The sequence below is a fragment of the Sphingomonas sp. genome (genome assembly GCF_042096255.1).
Taxonomy (GTDB): domain Bacteria; phylum Pseudomonadota; class Alphaproteobacteria; order Sphingomonadales; family Sphingomonadaceae; genus Sphingomonas.
The window spans coordinates 1-23,202 of the sequence record NZ_JBELLZ010000034.1 but is presented as its reverse complement, the minus strand read 5'-3'; the positions used below and the strand labels follow the sequence as shown (position 1 = coordinate 23,202).

Annotated in this window: 19 protein-coding genes; 11 read left to right on the top strand and 8 right to left on the bottom strand. The window is 66.0% G+C overall.

The features are described from left to right. The first annotated feature begins 12 nt into the window (after positions 1 to 12). The gene (locus ACFDTH_RS08465) at positions 13 to 924 is read left to right on the top strand and encodes a LysR family transcriptional regulator (RefSeq protein WP_375287094.1); all 912 of its coding nucleotides are present in this window, start codon (positions 13 to 15) and stop codon (positions 922 to 924) included. A gap of 60 nt (positions 925 to 984) precedes the next feature. Here the strand turns inward: ACFDTH_RS08465 and ACFDTH_RS08460 are convergent, their stop codons facing one another. From ACFDTH_RS08460 to ACFDTH_RS08450, 3 genes are read right to left on the bottom strand one after another with little or no spacing between them, the layout of a single operon-like run. Continuing rightward, positions 985 to 2,067 carry an aldo/keto reductase gene (locus ACFDTH_RS08460; protein WP_375287093.1) on the bottom strand — a complete coding sequence of 361 codons (1,083 nt, stop codon included), beginning with the start codon at positions 2,065 to 2,067 and terminating at the stop codon, positions 985 to 987. 19 nt (positions 2,068 to 2,086) lie between these two features. Further along, positions 2,087 to 2,935, bottom strand: a complete 849-nt coding sequence (locus tag ACFDTH_RS08455; protein WP_375287092.1) for an aldo/keto reductase — start codon at positions 2,933 to 2,935, stop codon at positions 2,087 to 2,089. 15 nt (positions 2,936 to 2,950) lie between these two features. Beyond that, on the bottom strand, positions 2,951 to 3,574 hold the full coding sequence (locus tag ACFDTH_RS08450; protein ID WP_375287091.1) for an isochorismatase family protein: 624 nt from the start codon (positions 3,572 to 3,574) through the stop codon (positions 2,951 to 2,953). Between the two features lie 325 nt (positions 3,575 to 3,899). Here ACFDTH_RS08450 and ACFDTH_RS08445 point away from each other — a divergent pair, with 325 nt between their 5' ends. After that, positions 3,900 to 5,705 (top strand): diguanylate cyclase, encoded by a 1,806-nt coding sequence (locus ACFDTH_RS08445; RefSeq protein ID WP_375287090.1) that lies wholly within the window; start codon positions 3,900 to 3,902, stop codon positions 5,703 to 5,705. Between the two features lie 24 nt (positions 5,706 to 5,729). Here the strand turns inward: ACFDTH_RS08445 and ACFDTH_RS08440 are convergent, their stop codons facing one another. Beyond that, a complete protein-coding gene (locus ACFDTH_RS08440; RefSeq protein ID WP_375287089.1) occupies positions 5,730 to 6,752 on the bottom strand; it encodes an amidohydrolase family protein in 1,023 nt (340 codons plus the stop codon). A 26-nt stretch (positions 6,753 to 6,778) separates the two neighbouring features. Further along, positions 6,779 to 8,113 carry an MFS transporter gene (locus tag ACFDTH_RS08435; RefSeq protein ID WP_375287088.1) on the bottom strand — a complete coding sequence of 445 codons (1,335 nt, stop codon included), beginning with the start codon at positions 8,111 to 8,113 and terminating at the stop codon, positions 6,779 to 6,781. Positions 8,114 to 8,379: 266 nt separating this feature from the next. Between ACFDTH_RS08435 and ACFDTH_RS08430 the strand changes: the two genes are divergently transcribed. Continuing rightward, entirely contained in the window at positions 8,380 to 9,297 is a 918-nt protein-coding gene (locus ACFDTH_RS08430; RefSeq protein ID WP_375287087.1) for a LysR substrate-binding domain-containing protein, read from the top strand. A gap of 70 nt (positions 9,298 to 9,367) precedes the next feature. On the opposite strand, the gene ACFDTH_RS08425 is transcribed toward ACFDTH_RS08430, so the two are convergent. Next, a complete protein-coding gene (locus ACFDTH_RS08425) occupies positions 9,368 to 10,261 on the bottom strand; it encodes a LysR family transcriptional regulator (RefSeq protein WP_375287106.1) in 894 nt (297 codons plus the stop codon). Positions 10,262 to 10,437: 176 nt separating this feature from the next. Between ACFDTH_RS08425 and ACFDTH_RS08420 the strand changes: the two genes are divergently transcribed. Further along, the gene (locus ACFDTH_RS08420; RefSeq protein WP_375287086.1) at positions 10,438 to 10,821 is read left to right on the top strand and encodes a cupin domain-containing protein; all 384 of its coding nucleotides are present in this window, start codon (positions 10,438 to 10,440) and stop codon (positions 10,819 to 10,821) included. 157 nt (positions 10,822 to 10,978) lie between these two features. Here the strand turns inward: ACFDTH_RS08420 and ACFDTH_RS08415 are convergent, their stop codons facing one another. Beyond that, the gene (locus ACFDTH_RS08415) at positions 10,979 to 12,625 is read right to left on the bottom strand and encodes an MFS transporter (RefSeq protein WP_375287085.1); all 1,647 of its coding nucleotides are present in this window, start codon (positions 12,623 to 12,625) and stop codon (positions 10,979 to 10,981) included. A 393-nt stretch (positions 12,626 to 13,018) separates the two neighbouring features. On the opposite strand from ACFDTH_RS08415, the gene ACFDTH_RS08410 reads away from it, so the two are divergent. The 4 genes from ACFDTH_RS08410 (at position 13,019) to ACFDTH_RS08395 (ending at position 17,901) form a co-directional block, all read left to right on the top strand. Continuing rightward, positions 13,019 to 13,567 carry a TetR/AcrR family transcriptional regulator gene (locus ACFDTH_RS08410; RefSeq protein ID WP_375287084.1) on the top strand — a complete coding sequence of 183 codons (549 nt, stop codon included), beginning with the start codon at positions 13,019 to 13,021 and terminating at the stop codon, positions 13,565 to 13,567. Positions 13,568 to 13,633: 66 nt separating this feature from the next. Next, positions 13,634 to 14,836 carry an HlyD family secretion protein gene (locus ACFDTH_RS08405; protein ID WP_375287083.1) on the top strand — a complete coding sequence of 401 codons (1,203 nt, stop codon included), beginning with the start codon at positions 13,634 to 13,636 and terminating at the stop codon, positions 14,834 to 14,836. A 3-nt stretch (positions 14,837 to 14,839) separates the two neighbouring features. Further along, positions 14,840 to 16,414, top strand: a complete 1,575-nt coding sequence (locus ACFDTH_RS08400) for an MDR family MFS transporter (RefSeq protein WP_375287082.1) — start codon at positions 14,840 to 14,842, stop codon at positions 16,412 to 16,414. Continuing rightward, positions 16,414 to 17,901, top strand: coding sequence for an efflux transporter outer membrane subunit (locus ACFDTH_RS08395; RefSeq protein WP_375287081.1), 1,488 nt, complete (start codon positions 16,414 to 16,416; stop codon positions 17,899 to 17,901). The genes ACFDTH_RS08400 and ACFDTH_RS08395 overlap by 1 nt, the downstream gene beginning before the upstream one ends. Positions 17,902 to 18,219: 318 nt before the next feature. Here the strand turns inward: ACFDTH_RS08395 and ACFDTH_RS08390 are convergent, their stop codons facing one another. Then, positions 18,220 to 18,537 (bottom strand): hypothetical protein, encoded by a 318-nt coding sequence (locus ACFDTH_RS08390; RefSeq protein WP_375287105.1) that lies wholly within the window; start codon positions 18,535 to 18,537, stop codon positions 18,220 to 18,222. Between the two features lie 284 nt (positions 18,538 to 18,821). Here ACFDTH_RS08390 and ACFDTH_RS08385 point away from each other — a divergent pair, with 284 nt between their 5' ends. From ACFDTH_RS08385 to ACFDTH_RS08375, 3 genes are all read left to right on the top strand, one after another. After that, positions 18,822 to 20,213, top strand: a complete 1,392-nt coding sequence (locus tag ACFDTH_RS08385) for a sulfatase (RefSeq protein WP_375287080.1) — start codon at positions 18,822 to 18,824, stop codon at positions 20,211 to 20,213. 67 nt (positions 20,214 to 20,280) lie between these two features. Then, complete coding sequence (locus ACFDTH_RS08380; RefSeq protein ID WP_375287079.1) at positions 20,281 to 21,798, top strand: glycosyl hydrolase; 1,518 nt, start codon at positions 20,281 to 20,283, stop codon at positions 21,796 to 21,798. Between the two features lie 47 nt (positions 21,799 to 21,845). Beyond that, the coding region (locus ACFDTH_RS08375) for a glycoside hydrolase family 3 protein (RefSeq protein WP_375287078.1) at positions 21,846 to 23,202 on the top strand (1,357 nt) is incomplete at its 3' end.

Genomic DNA, 23,202 nt, shown 5'->3' with positions numbered 1-23,202 from the left:
GGGAGGAGCGGTGTGGGCGACGAAGAGATCAATGTCGCGGATGTCCAGGCATTGATGCTCGTGGTGCAGGCCGGCGGCTTTCGCGAAGCGGCGCGCCTGGCCGAGCGCAGCTCGTCCGGGCTCAGCGCGTCGGTGCGCAGGCTGGAGCGCCAGCTGGGAACGCGGCTGCTGTATCGCACCACCCGCAGCATCACGCCGACCGAGGCCGGGCGGCGGATGATCGACCGGCTGGAGCCGGTGTTTGCCGAGCTTTCGCTGACGCTGCGAGAAGCGCGGGGAACGCCGGGTGCGCCCGCGGGCACGCTGCGCCTGAACGTGCCGGTCAGCGCGGCACGCTTGATCCTGCCGCCGCTGATCGCGGAGTTTCTGACCCTGTACCCGGCCATCACGGTCGAGGTGGTCGCGCAGAGCGAGCTGCTGGACGTGCTGGCAGCGGAGTTCGACGCGGGGATCCGCTATTACGACAAGGTCCCCGCCGACATGGTCGGCATCCCGATCGGCCCGCGTCAACAGCGCTTCGCGACCGTCGCCGCACCGGCGTATCTCGATCGCGCCGGCAGACCGATCCACCCCGACGATCTCGCCCGACATGCCTGTATCTGCGAGCGCACGGCCAACCGCACCGTTCCCCTTTGGGAGTTCGAGCGCGACGGGGCGTGCGTGAGCATCGAGCCGAAGGGCCGTTTGATCACCGGGCGCGGCGCCACCGCCGATCTGGCGGTGGCGGTCGCCAAGCAGGGTCTGGGCATCCTCCACATCTTCGAGGAGTGGATCCGGCCGGAGATCGAAGCCGGGGTCCTGGTACCGGTGCTCGAGGACTGGTGGCAGGCATTTCCGGGCCCCTACCTCTATTATCCGGGCGGCGGGCTGGTGCCGCCGACGCTGCGCGCCTTTGTCGATTTCCTCAAAGCGCGCGGCGCCTGACAAGCGCTCCCTGCGCGGCGATCCGCGGGCGACCGCTCGGTCGCAGCGCCGCGCGGACGATCAGCCGGTGGGATTATCCGAGCCGTCGCCATAGACCGGCTCGGGGGCGGGCGATCCGTTTTCCAGCCCGCGCTCGCGCTGCCAGATGCCGAACGGGCCATAGGGATAGCCATAGGGGCGCGGACGGCTCACTTCTTCGAGCGTCCGGGTCAGCTCGGCATCGAGCTGCACGTCGAGCGCACCCAGATTGTCCTTGAGGTGCTCGACCGTGCGCGCGCCGCAGATCGGCGCGGTGACGCCCGGGCGATCGGCGATCCAGCTGAGCGAGACCTGCGCGGGCGTCGCGCCGATCTGCTCGGCGATGCGCTTGACCGCGTCGATCGTGCGCCAGTTGCGGTCGATCTCGGCATATTCGGCCGAGGTGAACTGGTAGAGCGGGCTGTCCGACCCCGCGCGCGTGTCGGACGGCGCGTCCTGCCCGCGCGCATACTTGCCGGTCAGGAACCCGCCCGCCAGCGGCGACCAGGGCAGCAGGCCGATGGCGTTGGCCCGTGCCGCGGGCGCGATCTCCCATTCGATCTCGCGCGAGAGCAGGCTGTATTGCGGCTGCAGCGTCACCGGCGGCACCGCGCCCAGTTCCTTCGCGGTGGAGACGAAGCGCTGCAATTCCCAGCCGTTGAAGTTGGACAGGCCGACATAGTGGATCTTGCCCGCCCGCACCGCGTCGTCGAGGAAGCGGATCGTCTCCTCCATCGGCGTATAGGGATCGGACGAGTGGAGCTGATACAGGTCGATCGTCTCGACCTGCAGCCGCTTCAACGACGCATCGAGCGCGCGATGCAGGTGTCGGCGCGACAGGCCCGCATTGTTCACGTCCTTGCCGGTGGGCTGGCGCCCCTTGCTGGTGAGCACCACCCGGTCGGTCACGTCGCGCGGGCGCGAGGCGAACCATTTGCCGATCGTCTCCTCGGCCGTGCCGCCGACATAGACGTCGGCGGTGTCGATCAGCGTGCCGCCCGCTTCCAGAAACGTGTCGAGGATCGCGAACGCATCCTCTTCCGGCGTCTGCTGCCCGAAATACATGGTGCCGAGTGCGAGCCGCGACACGGCGGCGCCGCTGCCGCCAAGCGTGGTATATTTCATGGGATTTTACCTCTTTGGATTAACGGGCGTCCGGATCGGGGCCGCCGCGGCGGCCCTGGTCGAGCGTGTCGATCGCGGCGACCTCGTCCGGCGAGAGCGCGAAGTCGAACAGCGCGATATTCTCGGCGATGCGCTCGGGGCGCACCGATTTGGGGATCGCCGATACGCCGCGCTCCAGATGCCAGCGCAGGACGATCTGCGCCGGGCTCTTGCCGTGCGCCTCGGCGAGCGTGACGATCGTGGGATGGGTCAGCGGGTCCTCGCCGCTGTCCCAATAGCGGTTGACGCCGCCGATCGGCGACCACGCCTGGGTGACGATGCCCCGCGCCGCATTGGCCGCACGCACATTCTCCTGCACCAGAAACGGGTGCAGTTCGACCTGGTTGAGCACCGGCGCCTGCTCGCACCTTTCGGCGAGCATCTCGAGATGGTCGGGATTGAAGTTGCATACGCCGATCGCTCGCACGCGCCCCTCGGCCAACAGCCGCTCCATCACCTGCCACGATGCGACCGTGTCATCGAAGCGCTTGGGCATCGGCCAGTGCAGCAGATAGAGGTCGATCACTCCGACGCCGAGCGCCTTCTCGCTTCGTTCAAAGGCACGTAGCGCCGACTCTTCACCATAGTCGTCCGGCTTCAGCTTGGTCGTGACGAAGATATCGTCGCAGGCGATGCCGCTTGCGCGGATGCCCGCGCCGACCTCGGCCTCATTGCCATAGGCGGCGGCGGTGTCGATCAGCCGATAGCCCTGCGCGATCGCGCTCTCGACGGCGCGCACGGCCTCGTCGCCCGTGCTTTGATAGACGCCCAGGCCGATCGCCGGCATGGTCGCGCCACCGCGCAGCGACAGCGTTTGCGGTACGGACACGTATGTTCCTTTCGATTACGGGAAGGCCGCCCGGACCTGTTTGCCGGGCGGGGTGTCGAAATCCTCGACGAGCCGGAAGGCGAAGCTGCGCACCGACGTGGGGGTGGCGCCCGCCGCCTCCATCGCCCGCATCGCGGCCGCTTCGCCGCGCTCGGACGAACTGCCGGTCGCATCGACCGCGCAAAAGACCGTGTACCCGGCCGCCAGCGCGTCCAGCACCGTCTGGAGCAGCGCCACCTCCGCCACATAACCGACGACCATCAGCGTGCGGCGATCGTTGCGCGCGAGCGCCTGGACGATCGCCGGATCGCCGAAGGGACTGACCGGCACGCGCTGCAGCACCGTCTGCGGCGTCGCGAACGGCTGGAGTTCGGGCAGCAGGCCCGATGCGCCGTCGCCGCCCGCGACGACGCTGAACAGCATCGGCTGCTCCAGGATCGCACCCACGCGCGCCAGCGCGGCGGCCGATTGCGCGATGGCATCCGGCGGATGGGTCTTCGACTTGGACACGAGCGGCGTCTGCAGGTCCACGAACAGAATCTGCACCTCGTTTGGCTCGATCCGCGCACCGGCAGGCGATCGCGCATCGGCTGGCGCGCCCGCCGCCTGCTGAGGCGCGGGATTGACGTTGGATGCCATCAGGGGCGGGTCCCCGAGGCGCGACGAAGAGCATTTCGCGAGGCGTACATACCGACCTTCCTCATTCACGAACTCTACGGATCATCTGGCAAGCAAAGAGCGATGCTGGCGATCGTTCGTCAGCACAACCTGCAGAAGCCCGCCCTGATCCGCTGATTTCCCGGTTACGCCATGCAAAGACTTATGAGCACTTCTCATGCCCACCAGGGATGGCTGGGACACGGCGTCTCAGGCAGCGACCCCGTGGATGGGAAAAGCCAGTGCACGACGACCGGAGGTGGGGCTTTTTAACCGTGTGGAAGGCCGCTGCTGATATTTGTCTGTGATGCGCCTCGCGACCATCACCAACCTTGCCTATGGTGCCACCCTCGTCCTCACCACGGTTTCGGCGGCCACCATGCTCCTCGCCGCGCACGCGCAGGAAGGTGAGCGCGCTGCGGTCGCGCAGCGCTATCGGCTCGACAAGGCGACCTCCGAGGTGGCGAAGGACTGCTTCGCACTCACCGAACGCGCGCGGCTGTACGTCATGAGTGGTGATCCCACGCAGGCGACAGCTTATCGGAGCGAAGCCGCCGCGCTCGGCAACGTCGAAGCGCGGTTGCGCGGCATGGTCGATCTCGGCGCTTCGCCGGCCGAAATCCGGGCGCTCAAGACCGCGCTCGACTCTGCCGACACGCTTCGCGACGAGCAGGCGAGCGCCATCACGGCTCGCCTGGCGGGGCGGGGCGGTGAGGCGGTGCGGATCCTGTTCGGTCCCGAGTATCAGCGTCAACTCGAGCGCGTCGATAACGCGGTGACTCAGTTTCAGGATCGGCTCGACCAGCGCACCGCCGACGAGGTGAAGGAGGCGGAAGCTTTCGCGCGTACATGGCGGACCGTCTCCGAGGTCGTTCTGGCCCTGACCGGCCTGCTTTTCCTGTGCGTCCTTTATTTCGTCTTCAAGCAGCGCGTTCTGCGTCCGGTCGTGCGGTTGAGCGACGTCGTCGCGCGCCTCGCGGCGCAGGATTACGCGGTCGAACCGCCGCCGCTCGGGCAGATCGACGAAATCGGCGACATGGCGCAGGCCATCCGCATCTTTCGTGAGAACGGCCTCGAGCGTCAGCGACTGGAAGAGGAGCGCGCCAAGGACCGATTGCTTCGAGATCAGCTCGCTCGCATGACCAACAGGCTGCAGGGCTGCGACACGTTCGACGATCTGCAGCACGTCATCCACTGCTTCGTGCCCGATCTCCTGCCGGGCACGGCAGGAGCCCTCTACCTGTTCGAACCGAGCCGGAAGGTCATGGCGGAACTGTTCCGTTGGGGCGGTGCCCTGCGCTCGACGGCCGAATTTCCACCGCTTTCCTGTTGGGCGCTGCGGCGGGGCAGCGCGCACCGGCTGGCGGCCGACGAGCGGGACGTACCCTGCGCGCATCTGCATGCCGGAGAGAGCGGCGCCGCGCTGTGCCTGCCGCTCATCGTGCAGCGCGAGGCGGTGGGGCTGCTGTACCTGGAACCCTGCGGCGAGCTTGCGGACTTCCAGGCCGCCACTGATGTCTTCCTGCCGATGTTGAGCGAGAATATCGGGTTGGCGATCGGTAATCTGCAATTGCGAGTGTCACTGCGCGAGATGGCGAACGCCGATGCCCTGACAGGGCTGGCCAACCGCCGCTACCTTGATGAAGTGTTCGAACTTGAAGTGGCGAGGGCGCTCGACAATGGCTTGCCCCTGAGTTGCTTGATGCTCGATGTCGATCACTTCAAAAGCTTCAATGATCGGTTCGGCCATGATGCCGGCGATCGGGTGCTCCGGACGGTGGGGCAGGTGCTTCGCGCAGCGGCACGGGATGAGGGGCTCGCTTTCCGCTATGGCGGTGAGGAGTTCGCCCTGCTGATGCCGGGCTATGATCAGCCGCGGGCGGAAAGACTCGCCGAGGCGATCCGTCAGCGCATGGCCAACCTCGACCTGAGCTACGATGGCGTGGCGCTTGGCCCCATCACGGTTTCAATCGGTGTCGCGGTGACACCCGACCATTGTCCGCCCGAAAAGCTCATCGTGACGGCTGACACCGCGCTGCTGCGGGCGAAGCAGGACGGGCGCGATCGTTGTGTTGTCGCGCAGGCGCGAGGCGGCCTGGAGGCAGCGGCGTAGCGCTACGCTCCCGCGCCGATGCGGTCACGCATCCGCTTCCAGAAGGGTCTTGTGCAGCCTCGGATAGACGTGGCGCGCATTGTTCTCGAAGATCGCCTGCCTGTCCGCCTCCGACAGGAAATCCATAGCATCGAAGTAGCGCTTGGTGTCATCGAAATGGTGACCGGTTTCCGGGTCGATACCGCGCACCGCGCCGAACGTCTCGGACGCAAAAAGGATGTTCTTCACCGGGACGACCTGCGCCAGCAACTCGGCACCCGGATGATGATAGACGCAGGTGTCGAAGAACACGTTGTTCAGCAGCAGTTCCGCGAGCGGCGGGCGCTTCATCGCCTGTGCGAGGCCGCGGTAGCGCCCCCAGTGATAGGGCGCCGCGCCGCCGCCATGGGGAATGACGAACTTCAGATCGGGAAAGTCGCGGAAGAGGTTCGACGTCAGGAACTGCATGAAGGCAGTGGTGTCGCCGTTGATATAGTGTGCGCCCGTCGTCTGGAAGTTCGGGTTGCACGACGAACTGACATGCACCATCGCCGGCACGTTCAGCTCGACCATCTTCTCGTAGAAGGGATACCAGGAGCGGTCGAATAGCGGCGGGCCGGACCAGTGACCGCCGGAAGGGTCCGGATTGAGGTTGCACCCGACAAAGCCAAGTTCGAGCACGCACCGCTCCAGCTCCGCGATCGAGGCGTCCAGCCCTTCGCCCGGCGCCTGCGGCAACTGACAGACGCCGATGAAGTCGCGCGGATAGAGGCCGACGACCCGCGCGATGATGTCGTTGCACAGGCGGCTCCAGACGATGTTCGCCGCCAGATCCGCCTCGTGATGCGCCATCGCGGAGGCCTGGGGCGAGAAGATCGTGAGATCGATGCCGCGCTCGCGCTGGGTTCGTAGCTGCGCATCCTCCAGCGCCGCGCGGAGTTCGTCGTCCGAGATCACGGGTTGCGGCGGCACCTGCGCCACCTTGCCCTTGGCCGCGACCTGCGCCGCGCGCCATTGCGGGACTGCTGCCGGAACGGTCGTGAAATGCCCGTGTACGTCGATAATCATGTTCGTCCTTGTCGATAGGGTTGGGTTCACAAGGCTTCCGCCGACGCGCGGCCGACGGTGCGCGCATCGGCGGCGGGTGGGCCGACGCGGAAGAACAGGGCGATGAGCGCGGCGAGCAGCAGAAAGGCCGAAAGCACCAGTAGCGCGATGCTGAAGCTCCCGGTCGAGGTCTTGACCAGGCCGATCATCCACGGCCCGACCAGCCCGCCAAACTGGGCAAGCGTGTTGACCAGAGCGATGGAGGCGGCCAGCGCCGCGCCCGTCATCAGCGAGGCGTTGAGGCTCCAGAATAGCGGTGTGCCGGAATACAAGCCGAGCCCCGCGACGCAGAGGCAAAGATAGGCGACGACGTCATCATGGGCGAACACCGCCGACCCCGCCAGGCCGAGACAGGCGACGGCGTAGGAGGCCGCGAGGTGATATTTGCGGTCGCCGGTACGATCCGAACTCCAACCCACGATCAGCGCGCCGGCGGTGCCCAGCAGGGGCGGCACGGCGGACAGCAGCCCGACTTCGGTGTTGTTCAGGTTGCCCATCGACTTGATGATCTGCGGGAGCCAGATCAACATGCCATAGATCCCCACCAAGGCGCTGCCGAACAGCAGGGCCAGGCTCCAGACCCTGCCGTCCTTGAAGACGTCACGAAGCGCAAAATGCCGGCCATGTGCAGCATCGATCGTGGCGCGTTCCGCATCCAGCGTCTCCGAAAGCCAGCGCCGCTGGTCTTCCCTGAGCCAGGACGCCTTATCCGGCGTGTCGGTCAGGATGAAGAAGAACATGATGCCCAGCAGCACCGCGGGAAAACCTTCTACCAGGAACATGACTTGCCAGCTCTGCAGGCCGAAAAAGCCATCAGCATGATCGAGCAGCAGTCCTGACAATGGGCCGCCGACGACCGCGGCGATCTGGCCGCCCGCGATGTAGCTTGCCACGGCGCGCGCACGCCAGCGCACGGGGAACCACAAGGTGACATAGAGCGCGAGGCCAGGGAGAAACCCTGCTTCAGCGATGCCGAGCAGGAAACGAAGCACGTAGAAACTGACGTCGCTCCGCACGAAGGCGAAGGCGGCTGCGACCAGACCCCAGGAGATCATGATCCGTCCGATCCATACCCGCGCTCCGACCCGATGCAGGATCATGTTGCTGGGAACTTCGAGCAGCATGTAGCCGACGAAGAAAACGGAGGCGCCGAACCCGAATACCGCTGCACTGAAGCCCAGTTGCTGGTTCATCTCCAATGCGGCGAAGCCGATGTTGATCCGATCCAGGTAGTTCAGGAAAACGGCCAGGAACAGGATGGGGATGAGGCGCCAGTACACCCGGCGCATCGTCGGTTCAGCAACGTTATCTTCCATGGTCATCCTCTCATGTCGGCTTTCTGTGTCCGATCATTGGAATAGGCGCGTGCTCCCGATGCGCTTGATCCGCCTGCGGAGCAGACAGGCGGGAGAGCCTCGACGTGTCCGGCGGCGGATGCGGCAGCAGATGCGGGCATCGGTTGGAGCCGTTGGGTCGGCGTTCCTGCGTGCTACGGTGGCGATTGTGGTCACACGCCGAGGGTGGCGCAGCAGGCTTATAGCGTCCAATATGTTGTTGGACCTGTTTTCATTCGAGAGACGTATAAGCCATGGAGATCCGCCAGCTCCGCTACTTCGTCGCAGTGGCCGAGGAGCTGAATTTCAGCCGGGCGGCCGAACGGCTGAATGTCAGCCAGCCGCCCTTGTCGGTGCAGATCAAGGGGCTGGAAAGCAGCCTGGGCACGCAGCTGTTCAACCGGGACCGTCGGCGGGTCGAGCTCACCAAGGCAGGGGAGGTACTGCTGGCGGAGGCGAGGACGGTGCTGGCGGGGGTGGAGTGGGCGCAGGAGCAAACCCGGCGGGCGGGAAGGGGAGAAGCGGGGGGGCTGGTGATCGGATTCACCAGCTCGGTGCCGCTGCGCCAGAGCTTCGCGACCCTGTTGCGGCGGTTCCGCGACGATTATCCCGAGGTGGCGATCGAGACCCGCATGATGTCGACGAGCGATCAGCTCGACGCTTTGGCCGAAAGGCGGATCGACGTCGGGGTGCTGCGTCCGGCCTATTGGTATCAACCGCCGCAGGGCGTGTCGCTGCGCCCGATCTGGTACGACCCGATCGACGTCTTCCTGCCCGCGGATCATCGGCTCGCGCACGAGACGACCGCGATCGATCTGTCGGCGCTGCGCGAGGAGCAGTTCATCGCATTCGGCGCGGATCACGGCTGCGGGCTCTACGAACACATGCTCATGCTCTGCGGGCAGTCAGGGTTTCATCCGAAGGTGGTGCAGACGGTGTCGGTCGCGGCGTCCATCGCAGGCCTTGTCGCAGCGGGGGGCGGAATAGCGCTGCTCCCGCGCTGCCTAGCGCAAGCGGGCGTCGCCGGGATCGTCAATCGCCCGCTGAGCAACGAGGGGGCGATCAGCGCTCTCCAGGTCGCGGCGCGATCACCGGTGAGCGACCCCGTGACCGCGCGCTTCCTCGCCTCGCTCGAGGACTGCTGGCCCGTATCGCAAGCGGGCGGGCCTTGACGTGCGGTTGCTCCTCCCAGGACGATCAGCACGGCGCGACCGACGCAAAGAAGTATTGTCCTTTTTCGCCTCAGCCGGTGTACCGGAGGCTGTCGACCAGCAAGCGAAACGCCGACGACATGTGGCGCCGACTCGGATAATAGAGGTGGTAGCCAGGGAAGGGCGGGCACCAGTCCTCGAGCACGCGCACCAGCCTGCCGTAGGCCAGCGCGTCGCGGACCTGGTCCTCGGGTGCAAACGCAACGCCTCGGCCAGCCAGGGCGGCCTTGATGCACAGATGCGTGGTGTCGAAGATCAGCGGCCCCTCGACGCGCACGTTCAGCGCACGCCCTGCTTCCTCGAACTCCCAGGCATAGAGCCGGCGCGAACTCGTCAGCCGCAGATTGATGCACCGATGGGAAACGAGGTCCCGCGGTGTCTGCGGCACGCCCATCGCGGAAAAATAGTCCGGCGTGGCGACGACCGCCATTTCGAGGTCAGGTCCGATCCGGACCGCCACCATGTCCTGCTCGATCGCCTCGCCGACGCGCACGCCCGCATCGAACCCCTCCGCCACGATATCAGTGAGGCCATAATTGACGCTGATCTCGACTGTAATGTCCGCAAAGTGTTCGGTCAGCGCCGCCACGACGGGCCACAGAAGCGTCTCCGCCGCATGATCGGTCGCGGTGATGCGGATGGTGCCGCTCGGCGTCTCGCGCAGGTCGCGCAGCCCTTCGATGCCCGCGGTGATGCCCTCCAGATGCGGCTCGATCGTCTCCAGAAGGCGCCGGCCGGCATCGGTCAGCGACACGCCGCGGGTGTTTCGCGTCAGGAGCCGAGTCTCGAGGCGGGATTCGAGCCCGCGCATCGTGTGGCTCAGCGCCGATTGCGAGACGCCGAGCCGCGCGGCGGCGCGTGTGAAGCTGCGTTCGCGCGCGATTGCCACGAAGGCGTTCAGGTCGTTGATGTTGATCCGCGGCATCGCGCTTGAGAAGTAATTCATGAGCATCTCTCATAGCGGCGTCTCATATCCGGCGGCTACACGCATCTTCGATGGACGTTATGGATCCAGCGTTCTGCTGCGTCGCGGCAAGCGCGGGGCGCGTCGCCCCTTGGAGTATGGACATGGAATTGAAGCGTTGTGGATCGCAGCCCTCGATGAAGGGTCCCGAGGACTATTTCACCGGCACGGTGCGGATCGACCCGCTGAACAACCCGCCGGCGCCCGCGCGCGTCTCGTGCGCTGCCGTGACGTTCGAGCCGGGCGCCCGTTCGGCATGGCACACCCATCCGCTCGGCCAGACGCTGATCGTGACCGCCGGCTGCGGCTGGACGCAGTGCGAGGGCGAGGTGCGGGTCGAGATCCGCGCCGGCGACGTAATCTGGTGCCCGCCGGGTCACAAGCACTGGCACGGCGCCACGGCGACCACCGCCATGACGCACATCGCCGTGCAGGAAGCGCTCGACGGCAAGAATGTCGAGTGGCTCGAGAAGGTCACCGACGAGGAATATGACGGCGCCGCGCATGCTTCGGCCGCTTGAGTCCGCGGTCTTCGAACGGGAGCCACAGCATGATCGAAGGCAAGCTTGGTCCACGATCGGCACCGCAGGCCTGGCGCGTGACAGCGGCAGCGCGCTCCCTAAGACGTAGGCGGACGCGCGGGGAATGAACGCGCTTCATTGAGCTTTGGAAGGGTGTTCATGTGGAGCGTGCCGGATCGGTCAATGGATCGAGCTCGCGGCCATCCGGCATGTGCCCCCACGGAAGCGAACCCGTCTGCCGCTCGATGCGGCGGTGGACCGTCGGCGCGGCACCGTCCAGCCGCAGGCGGCGCAGGGCTTCGCCGTTGACCTCGTCGGCCTTGGTGCGCCGTTCGTTGTTGCGAACATAATCGAGCCAGGTGGGGAACTGGTAGCGTTCGATCCACAGCAGCGGATCGCCCAGATCGCGCAGCAACGTCCAGTGCCGTGCCCCGTCCCGCCGCCGAATCCGGCGCTGCTCGCTCATCACCGAGAGGAAGGCGGGCACATTCTCTTCGCTGACGCGATGCTCGACCGCGATGACGATCGGCCCGGAGCGCGCCTCGACGGGCACCGCCGTGTGCGGCTCGGTCCAGGTCCCGCGCGGGTCCAGGTTCATCTGGCTGATCGCCGGAAGGCGGCGCACGAACCCGGCCGCCACGCTCAGCAGCTGGATCGCGGCGGCGACGAGCAGGGCCGCGGCGATGCCGTGATCGGCGGCGATCGAACCGAACAGCCAGCTTCCGACCGCCATGCCGCCAAAGGCGGACATCTGGTACAGCGCGAGCGCCCGCGCGACCACCCAGCGCGGGGAGGCCAGCTGGACGCTGACGTTGAAGGTCGAGAGCGCGAGGACCCAGCCCGCGCCGGCCAGCGCGAGGGCGGGCACGATCAGCACCAGCGTACCCGCGACCGCAGTGGTCGCCGCACCGACCGCCAGGCAGGTCGCCGCGGCGCGGACGATCCCCTCGATCGACAGTGCGTCACGCAGCCGCCCGCTCAGCAACGCGCCGCCGATCGCGCCCGTACCGAAGGCGCCGAGCAGGATGCCATAGGTGAGCGGCCCGCCATTGAGGAGATGGCGCGCGACCAGCGGCATCAGCGCGGGGAGTGCGCTCGCCGCGACGCCGAACAGTGCCGCGCGCAGCAGCACCACGCGGATTTGCGGCGAGAGCTGGACGTAGCGCAGCCCCGCGCCCATCGCGGTGCCGAGGCGCTCGCGCGGAAGCCGGCGTGCGGGCAGGGCCGGCTGCCACCCGCGCAGCACCAGGATCAGCCCGATATAACTCACCGCATTGAGCGTGAAGGCGGCGGCCGCGCCGGCCACGCCCACGATCGCGCCGCCGATCGCCGGGCCGACGCTGCGCGCGATGTTGAAGCCCATGCTGTTGTAGGCGATGGCGCCGGGCAGCAGCGGGCGCGGCACCATGTCGCCGACCGACGCCTGCCAGGCCGGGCCGTTGATCGCGGTGCCGCAGCCGATCAGGAAGGTGAACATCAGCAGCAGCCAGGGCGTCACCCATCCAAGCCACGCGCCGAGCGCCAGCAGCGCGGAGACGACCAGCATGAAGCCCTGCGCCGCGAGCATCACGCGGCGGCGATCGAGATTATCGGCGACCGCGCCCGCCCAGAGCGCGAGCAGCATGATCGGCAGCGTCGTCGAGGCCTGCACCAGCGCGATCATCTGCGGCGATGCCGACAGGCTCGTCATCAGCCACGACGCGCCGACCGACTGGATCAGCCCGCCCAGGTTCGAACAAAGGCTGGCGAGCCAGACGGCGCGAAACAGCGGCAGCTTGAGCGGGGAGGATGGATCGGTCGTCATCTTGGTGTTGAATGCCCGATCAGCGCAGCCGATCCTCGGTATCGGTGCCGTAGCAGGACCATAGCAGGACCATCGCGCTATGGCAGCGCGTAGGCGACGACGCTGTGGCCGACCTTTGCCTTCATCGAGGAACGCCCGCGACATCGCGAACGCGACGGGCTGGTCGATAGCGTGGCCGCGCGATACGATCGGGGTATCTGGTCAGGCGACGTCACCGCCATGAACAGGATTTCGGTGCCCGTTGAAGGCGATCAGCGCATGGCGGTGGTTCCGGCGCTGGCGGGCCTCGGCTTCCCTGTCTGAGCGTCGCCCTAACAGCGCCGTAAGGACAGTTTCATCGCTCGACGCATCTGCTAGGTCGCCAGGTTGCGAGCAGTCTTTTGTGGGTGGTGTGTGCGCAGGGATGCACAAGCTAGGCGCGAGGTAATCATTCAAGCCGCGGCCGATCTGTTCCTCGAGCGCGGCTTTCAGGTGCCGCTGGAGGACATAGCCACACGAGCCGGCGTGGGTCGTGGCACGCTTTATCGCAACTTCGCCGACCGCGAAGCGCTCGCGTTGGCCGTTTTCGAGAAGAGCTTCGGTCCACTTGAGGAAGTCGCCGCACGATCGGACCTGACGTTTCGAGATGCAGTGCTCGCACTCGTGCGCACAGGCGCATCGCCTCGGGCGATTTACGCCCGGATCGCAGAGGATCTGGCTGCTTCCACCACAACCGAGCCGTTCGTCGCCTTGGGCAACCGCTTTTCCGCGGCATTACAACCGTTGCTCGCGCGCGGTGTGGCGCAAGGGGCTCTACGGCCTGACATCTCGATCGAACAGCTTTCGCTTGCGATCAGAATGCTTGGCGGCCTGCTTCCGACGTCCAAGGCTTCGAAAGCCGCCGATGCTCAGCTGGAGCAGGCGCTCGGCATCATACTCGCCGGTCTCACTCCACGACCGTAACCGGACGCTATTGTCCGCTTTCGCCTTTGGGAGTAAGGCACTGCCAAATCCTTCAGCAGGCGAACCATGGCGGACGATGAGCGCGACCAAATTCCTGACCGGCAGGCGCAGTCTGCCGGCGGGCAGGCGAGCCAGGTCGAACACAATGACGCTCCCAAGCGCAAGGGGCTGTCGAGACGGGCCAAGCTTGTCCTGCTCCTGATCGGAGCCGCCGCGCTGGTCGCCGGCATAGCCTGGTTCGTCAGGTATGAAAGCCACGGCAAGTATCTCCAGGAAACCGACGACGCGACGGTGCAGGCGGATATGGTGATCGTCTCCCCCAAAATTGCGGGCTATGTCGCCGAGGTTCTCGTTACCAATCATCAGGACGTGCGTGCGGGGCAGCCCCTGGTGCGGATCGATCCCCGCGATGCGCAAGCGAAGGCGGCGCAGGCGCGCGCACAGGTGGAGGTCGGGCTGGCGCAGGCCGATAGCGCCCGAGCGCAGATCGAAGAGCAATATGCCGCTATCGAGCAGGCACGGGCGCGATTGGCGCAGGCGCGGGCCAAGGCAGCGCACGACGAGGCGGAGGTCGTGCGTTACCGGCCACTGGCCGCGTCCGGCGTCGAGACGCGCGAGAAGCTGGCGCAGCTCGAGGCAACCGCGCGTCAGTCAGCGCAAGACGTTGTCGCGCAAACAGCGGCGGTCGAGGGGCAGCGCCGGCACGTCACGTCGATCCGGGGACAGGTGCGGCAGGGATTGGCCCAGGCCCAGTCCTCGCGCGCGCAGCTCGCGAACGCCAACGTGGACCTCGGCTCGACGGTGGTCAAGGCCGCGATCTCGGGACGGATCGGCGACAAGACGGTGACCGTAGGTCAATATGCGCAAACGGGCACCCGGCTGATGTCGATCGTGCCGCTCGACAAGCTTTACATCACTGCGAACTTCAAGGAGACGCAGCTCGCGCTGATGCGTCCGGGGCAGCCGGTTTCGATCCGCGTCGACGCGCTGGACGGCGTCGACCTGCAGGGTCGGGTCGCCAGCCTTTCGCCGGGCACTGGCGCTCAGTTCTCGATTCTGCCCCCGCAAAACGCCACGGGCAACTTCACGAAGATCACGCAGCGCGTCCCCGTCCGGATCTCGATCGAAGCGACCGCAGCGGCGCGGCGCTTGTTGGTGCCCGGCCTTTCTGTCTCCGTGACGGTGAACACCACCTCCGCCAAGGGCGCGCTTGATCGCATCCGCGATGAGCAGGAGCGCGCGGATAAGCGCGTTCGGGAGCGTCGCTGAGCGATGGCGAGCGCGGCGATTAACACCGGCGACAGGTCCGCGCCGAGTGGCGGCGGCCAGCGCGCGGACGCGAGCGCGTGGCTCGCGGTGGCGGCGGGCACGCTGGGCGCGATGATGGCGACGCTGGATATCTCGATCGTCAACTCGGCCCTGCCGACGATCCAGGGTGAGATCGGCGCCAGTGGCACGGAGGGAACGTGGATCGCGACCGCCTATCTGGTGGCGGAGATCGTCATCATCCCCATGGCGGCGTGGCTCGAGAGGTTGCTGGGGCTGCGCACCTTCCTGTTGCTGGCCGCGGGGCTCTTTACCGGCTTTTCGGTGCTGTGCGGACTTTCGACCACGTTATCGATGATGATCATCGGGCGCGTGGGCCAAGGATTCACCGGCGGCGCGATGATTCCGACTGCGCAGACGATCATCGCGCAGCGGCTCCCTCCGGCACAGCAGCCGATCGGGATCAGTGCGTTCGGCATCACAGCAATCCTGGGCCCGGTGCTCGGTCCGCTGATCGGCGGGTGGCTGACCGAGAACATTTCCTGGCACTATGCCTTCTTTCTCAACGTGCCCATCTGCGCGATTCTGGTCACATTGCTGCTCGTCGGCCTGCCGCACGAGAAGGCAAAGCTGCAGCTCCTCGGGCAGGCGGATTGGATCGGCATTCTCGGCCTTGCGCTCGGGCTTGGCGGACTGACGGTCTTCCTTGAGGAAGGGCAACGCGAACAATGGTTCTCGTCCGAGCTGATCCGTATCATGTTCGTCGTGATGCTCGTGGGCTTCGCCTGCATCGCCTGGGGACAGATCCATGCCCGGCGACCGATCATCAAACTGTCGCTGCTGCTCGACCGGCAGTTCGGCTCGGTCGCGCTGATGGGCGTCATCCTCGGCATGGTGCTGTACGGCACCAGCTTCGCCATTCCCCAGTTCCTCGCCGCGCTTGCCGACTACAACGCACTGCAATCGGGCAAGGTCGTGCTGCTGTCAGGCATCCCCAGCTTGTTCATGATGGCGATCGTGCCACTGCTGCTCAAGACGGTGGACATCCGAATTGCGGTCGGCGGCGGGCTCATTATCATGGCGCTCGCGTCACTGATCGACTCGAACCTCACGGCGCAGTCGGTCGGCCACGACTTCACAACCGGCCAGCTGATGCGTGGCGTCGGCCAGATCCTGACCATGCTCTTCCTTAGCCAGGCGGTGGTACGATCCGTTCCCGCCGTCGATGCGGGCGACGCCTCTGGTCTGTTCAACGCAATCCGTAACCTCGGCGGCAGCTTCGCGCTGGCGGGAATCTCGATCCTGCAGGAGCAGCGCGTGTGGTTCCATTCGCGCCGGATGGAAGAAACGCTCAACGCCAATCGCGGCGCCGTGCAGGACTATGTCAATGGCATGGAGCAGTCGTTCGGGCAGGCGGGAAGCGGCATCGCGCTGCTCGCGCAGCAAGTCCAGCAGGAGGCGCTGGTGATGACATACAACGATATCTTCTGGATCATGGGCGTCGGCACCTTGGCGGTGCTCCCCCTGGTTCTGTTCCTCAAGCCACTGCCCAAAGGTGCCGGGCCGGCGATGGTGCACTGATGCAACGTGCGGTTCTTCTCGCGGCAACAGTATTAGCTGGTTGCACTGTTGGCCCGGACTACAAGGGCCCGCCGGCGGTTGCGAGCGACGTGACAGCGCGCGGCGTGTTCGTCCGCGCCGCCGATCCCGCGCTTTCGCCCGCGCCCGGACTCGCACGCTGGTGGGAGGAGCTAAGCGATGCTCAACTCACCGCCCTGATCGAGCAGGCGCTGGAGAACAGCCCCACGATCGATCAGGCCACCGCCAAGATCCGTGAGGCTCGGGCGTTGCTCTCACAGCAGCGGGCGAACCGTTACCCCAGCATCTCGACAAGCCTCAGCTACATCAACGCCAGGCTTCCGGGGGACAGCCTGTCCGGCGCGGGGACCGGCGACGGCGACTCGACCGAAGGCGATCCGGACGCGGCGGGGGCCGCGCAACCTTCGGCGCTGTCTATCGACAACTACAATTTGGGCCTCACCGCCTCGTGGGAGCCCGATCTGTTCGGCGGCAAGCGGCGCGCCGTGGAGCAGGCGAAGGCGACGATCGCGGCCCGCTTCGCGGATCTGGCCGATGCGCAGGTCAGTCTCACGGCGAAAGTCGCGCAGGCCTATGTCAACCTGCGCGACGTTCAGGCGCGTATCCGCTTGAACGACGGGTCGGCCGCGCTCCAGCAGAGGCAGGTTACGCTGACGAGGCAGCGCTACGCCGGTGGCACCGCGTCACTTATCGACGTCGAGCGGTTCCAAAACCGACTCGAAACCACGCGCGCCGACGCCATTCCGCTCGGCGCGCAACGCGATCAGTACCTCGACGAGCTCGCCGTCTATACCGGAAGCACGCCGGGGACGCTGGATGCGAGGTTGAACGCCGTTGCACCGGTACCCCTCCCGCCTGCCAGCGTGACGATCGGAAACCCTGCTGCGCTGATCGCGCGCCGCCCGGACGTGCGCTCGGCCGAACGCATGCTGGCGGCGAACACCGCGGCGATCGGCCTGAACAAGGCCAAGGAACTCCCGGGTGTGCGGTTGCTGGGGCTGCTTGGGCTGGGCGGCAGCGATCCTGCCGACATCGTCGACCTGGGCAAGCTGACGACGCTCGCGGCGCCAACACTGAGCTACAACCTGCTGGATTTCGGCGCCGCGCGCGCCAGGACGCGACAGAGCGAGGCGCAGCGCGACGCGGCGAACGCACAATATCGTCAGACCGTGCTTGAGGCCTTGCAAGACGCGGAGGACGCGTTGTCGCGCTTCGGCAACACGCGCGCGCAGCTTGGCCAGCTCGGTCGCGCAGAGGCCAGCGCCGTCCGCGCGGCGCGCCTCAACGAACAACGGGTGGCGGCCGGCACCAGCGCCGTCACCGATCAGCTCGATATTGAGCGACAGAAGCTTTCCGCCGCAATAGCGGTGGTTCGGGCGAAGGCACAGCTGACTCTTGCCTACATTGCCGTCAACAAGGCGCTCGGCCTTGGCTGGAGCGATCCGGCCGAGAGCCCCGTCGGGCGCTGAACGCCTTTGCCGGTCCCGCCAAATGCCGGGCTAGGTCATGATCGACGAAGACATGGGAACGCTCCGACGTCACCCAAGGTCACGCTGTGCCGACGCGTCGTTTAGGCGTCCGCTTCAGTTTGAGCCCAATCAACGTCGTCTGCCGTTCCGGCAGCCATGCAGCGCGTCTTCAGCAGCTCTTCGGACGCGCGCGGCGTGGAGGCGCAATGCGGCGCACGGCGTGACCGCAGCCGACAGCACCGCACGCATCGTGCTCACGATGAACGTCGCAGCGCCGACGCGGCTGACGCCGGCGCCTTTGACGCGAGAACGACGACCTTAATCGGCGGGCAGCTTGGCGAGTTCGGCATCGATCTTCGCCAGCTTCTCGTCCGTCACCTGATCCGGCGCATATTGCTGAATGGCTTTCAGGGTCATGCTGCGTGCCATGTCGATCTGATCGCTCCCGACGATCTCGGGCAGGTATTTGGCGACGACCGCCTTGGCGGCCGCATTGTCCAGCAACGTGCCGATATCGGTATCCGTGGTCGTCATCTTCGCAGCCGGAGCGGCGGACGAAGGCGCTGGTGCATCCTGAGCGGCGGCAATGACCGGACCGACAGGCAAGAGCAGCAGCGAGAGAAGAAAAGTGCGCATCAATCATCCTCCACCTGGCCCTTCGCACACGACCATGGCGCGATCAGGCTAAACAAACGATACCGTCTATATCCCGATCGACGATCGCCGGCTAGGGCTCAGATGCGCGGATCATCGGATTTCAGTTGCACACCCATGCGGTGGTCGTTTCCATCCGATCGCCGGTCGAACGGGAGGCGCGGCCTGCAAAACACGCTTGACTAGGATACACGCTTCAATCCATTTTAACATACGACAGCGTTCGTTAAACGGCTGCGATCAGATAAGCCGTCGAGGAGAGGAAAGTGGCCAAACTAGGTCGATCGGCAGTGGGGCGGCGCGAGGTCCTGGCCAGCGCGCTTGCGGCAACGACGCTTTCGACGGCCGTGAATGCGGCGCGCGGCATATCCCGGCGCAAACCGAACTTCGTCATCATCCTGTGCGACGATCTGGGATACGGCGACCTCGGCGCGTTCGGCGGCACGGCCATCAAGACACCTCGACTGGATCGCATGGCGCGCGAGGGGATGGTACTCACCGACTATTACGCGCCCGCGAGCGTTTGCACGCCCTCGCGCGCGGGCATGCTGACGGGCTGTTACGCAGTTCGTTCGGGGATGGCCCGCGGCGTCCTCTACCCTGGCGCGCCTGGCGGCCTCAAACAGGACTTCCCGACCGTCGCGCGCGCGCTGAAGCCCGACTATGCGACCGCGCATATCGGCAAGTGGCACCTGGGCGATCATGCGCCCTTCCTGCCGACGGATCACGGCTTCGACGAGTATTTCGGCATTCCCTACAGCCATGACATGCTGCCGCTGCCGCTTCAGGAGGCAAAGGCAGGAGACGCGGCGCCACGCGTGTCGTCGGTGGACTATCCCAATCTACAGCAGCAATTCTGCGCGCAGGCCGAAAGCTTCATCGAGCGCAATCAAGACCGGCCGTTTTTCCTCAACCTATGGCTCAGCGCGCCCCATCTGCCGGAAATCCCTACAAAGAGTTTTGCCGGGAGAAGCGCGGCGGGTGCTTATGGCGACGTCGTCATGGAGATCGACAGCATCGTCGGCCGCGTGCTCGACAAGCTGAAAGCGTGCGGTCTCGATCGAGACACGATGGTCGTCTTCACTTCGGATAACGGCCCATGGTTCGAAGGCTCGGCGGGCGGACTGCGGCAGCGGAAGAACGGGGGCGGGTTCGACGGGGGCTATCGCGTCCCCTGCATCGTGCGACAGCCGGGCACGATACGCGCGGGCGCGCGCAGCGACGCGATCGTCATGGGTATCGACTTCATGCCGACGTTCTGCAGCATGGCGGGTGTGGCCCTGCCGCCGGGCCCGCCGCTGGATGGGCGCGACATATCCTCGGTGCTGACACGGAACGGGGCGACGCCGCACCAGGAACTCGTACTCTTCGTTGAAGAGGACGTAGTCGCGATCCGGACGCAGCGTTGGAAGTACGTGATTGCCGATTGGTACGGGCGAACGCTGGACACGCTGGAGAAGCGTGGCTGGCCGCAATTGTATGACATGCAGGCGGATCGCAGCGAGAGCTACAGCGTCGCCTCGCTTCACCCTGATGTGCTCGCCGCGATGCAAGCCCGTCTTCAGCGGGCGCGCGCCGAGTTCGAGCCGCTTCGGCGGGGCAAGAGCAACATCGTGACGCCGCGCCAATCGAAGATACCGGGCATCATCAAGGATTGAAGCGGGCCGGACGTGTGTCCCCCGCATCGGCGGCATACAGTCTCGCGTAAAAGAGGGGAGGGCGGAAATGAAGCTTGATCGACGGCAGTTCGTGGCCGGATGCACGGTGAGCGCCGTTGCGGGCGCGCACGGGGCGCTTGCCGCCCCCGCGGCGACGGTGAACATCGACATCGACGTTCGCGACAGGATGGGGCGCCTTCCCCACATATGGGAGGAGTGCGTCGGATCGGACCGAGCCGCCATGACGCTACGGGAAACGTGGCGGAACGACCTGACCCGGTGGCAGCGGGAATGCGGCGGCAAGCGCGTTCGCTTCCACGGCATCTTCTCCGACGAGCTCAACGTCTTCGCCCCGTCCATGCTGTCGCGCGATCCGGCTCCGAACTTCCAGAACGTCGACCAGGTCTACGACGGATTGATCGCACGCGGTGTATCGCCATTTGTCGAACTGAGCTTCATGCCCAAGAAGCTGGCGTCCGGCACCCGCACGTTCGGCTTCTACGCCGCGAACATCACGCCGCCCAAAAGCAATGCCGAGTGGGCGGACTTCATCACGCAGTTCGTGACCCATCTGGTCGAGCGGTACGGGCTGGCGACGGTACGGACATGGCCGTTTGAGGTGTGGAACGAGCCGAACCTGCCCTTCTTCTGGTCCGGCACGCAGGCCGACTATTTTGCCTTCTACAAGGCCACGGCCGAGGCGATCAAAGGCGTGAATGCAGGACTCCAGGTGGGCGGCCCCTCCACTGCGGCGGTCGAGTGGGTGCCGGAGTTTCTCGGCTACTGCGCCCAGAACAACGCGCCCGTCGATTTCGTCACAACACACCTCTACGCGGGCGACGACCAGAAGAAGCTGTTCGGCAACGCCGATGCCTACCCGCAGGCCGACGTCATTCCGCAGGCGATCCGCCGGCTGCGTGAGCAGATCGACGCCACGGCTTTCAAGGGGCGCCCCTTGTGGCTGACCGAGTGGTCGTCCGACAGCCCGGCGATGATCGCACATGTGGTGAAGGGTTGCCTGCCGTACTGCGACGCTATGTCGCAATGGGCTGTCAGCAATGCCTTCGAAGAGCTTGGGGTGCCCAATTACGTCCTCAAGGAAGGCGACATGGGCTGGGGCATGATGACGCACGGCATCGCACGTCCATCGTTCAACACCTACAAGCTGATGCACCGGCTCGGTGAGGAGCGGCTGAAGGCGTCCGACGGTCCGGTACTGGCGACGCGGCGCGCGGATGGGCGGCTGGCGCTTCTGGTGTGGAACCTCGCACAGGTCTCGCAGCCTTCAGGCATTCCCGGCATGACCACGACGCGAACGGTCACCGGCGCGGCGCAGAGGATCCAGCTGACGGTCAACGGCATTCGTCCGGGTGCCGCCGCTCGTGTCAGCTATGTCGATCAGGAGCGTGGCTCGCCGATGCCGGCATGGCGCGCGATGGGATCGCCGCGCTATCCCACCATGTCGCAACTGGCCGAACTGCGCGCCGCGGCGGAGATCGCGCCGCCCACGTCCGCGAAGGTCGGCCCCGGCGGCGCGATCGCGATCGACCTTCCCCCCGAAGGTGTCGCGCTGATCGAAATCTGATCGCTTCCGCACTCCCTCTCCTCGCCTTCAGCATAGGATGTCAGATCGTGACCAAGCCGTGGCACAAGGGGCTCAGCCTGTCACTTCTCCTCAGCACCGTACCCTGCCTTGCGCAGGAGGCGCCCGTGCGCGCGGAAAAGGAGGAGGCTTCGGCTGATCCCGATGCGCGCGCCGCAAAGACGCTTGCCGCGATGACGACCGACGAGAAGATCGACCTGCTGCATGGTCCGATGCCGTCGTTCGTGCCGCCAGCAAAACGCCCGGCGGACATGATCCTGGGGGCCGGCTATATCGCCGGCGTCAAGCGGCTCGGCATTCCGCCGCTCAACGAAAGCGATGCGAGCCTCGGCGTCGCGAACCTCGGCAACAAGCGGGCCGGCGATGTTGCCACCGCGCTGCCGTCGGGTCTTGCGATCGCATCGGGCTGGTGGCCCGAGCAGGCGGAACGCGCCGGGGCGATGATCGGCGGGGAGGCGCGCGCGAAAGGCTTCAACGTACTTCTCGCGGGCGGCGTCAATCTGACGCGCGAAACGCGCAACGGCCGCAACTTCGAGTATTTGGGCGAGGATCCGCTGCTTGCAGGTACGCTTGCGGGCTATGGCATCCGCGGCGTTCAGAGTGCGCGGATCATCTCCACGATCAAGCATTTCGCGTTGAACGCGCAAGAAACCGGCCGCAACAGCGTCGATGCCGTCCTCGAAGAGGCGGCGCTGCGGGAGAGCGACCTGCTGGCGTTCCAGATCGCGATGGAGATTGGGCGTCCTGGATCGGTCATGTGCGCCTACAATCGCGTGAACGGTGAGTTTGCGTGCGAGAATGATTTCCTGCTCAACCAGGTGCTGCGACGTGATTGGGGCTTCAAGGGCTTCGTGATGTCGGATTGGGGCGCGGTGCACAGCACGCGTGCCATAACGAAGGGGCTGGACCAGCAATCCGGCGAGCAGATCGACGGCAAGCCCTATTTCAGCAAGCTCCTGCGCGACGAGCTCGCCGCAGGTACGGTGCCGATGAGCGCGGTCGACACCGCCGCCAGCCGCATACTGCGCACCATGTACGCCTATGGTCTTGTCGATCATCCGATCGTTTCGGCGGCTACAATCGACTATGCAGCGAATGCGGCGGTTGCGCAGCAGACCGCTGAGGCCGGGATCGTACTGCTCAAGAACGAAGGTGGGCTACTACCGATCGCGACATCGGTGAAGCGGATCGCTGTAATCGGGGGGCATGCCGACATCGGGGTTCTCTCCGGCGGCGGCTCCTCGCAGGTCCGCCCCGTCGGCGGCCCCGCGCTCGAGGTGCGGCCCGCTAACAAGCTTGCGGCCGCCTTTGCCTCGATCACCTATACGCCGTCTTCGCCCTTGGTCGCCTTGCGCGAGGCGCTTCCGCACGCGACGATCGACTATG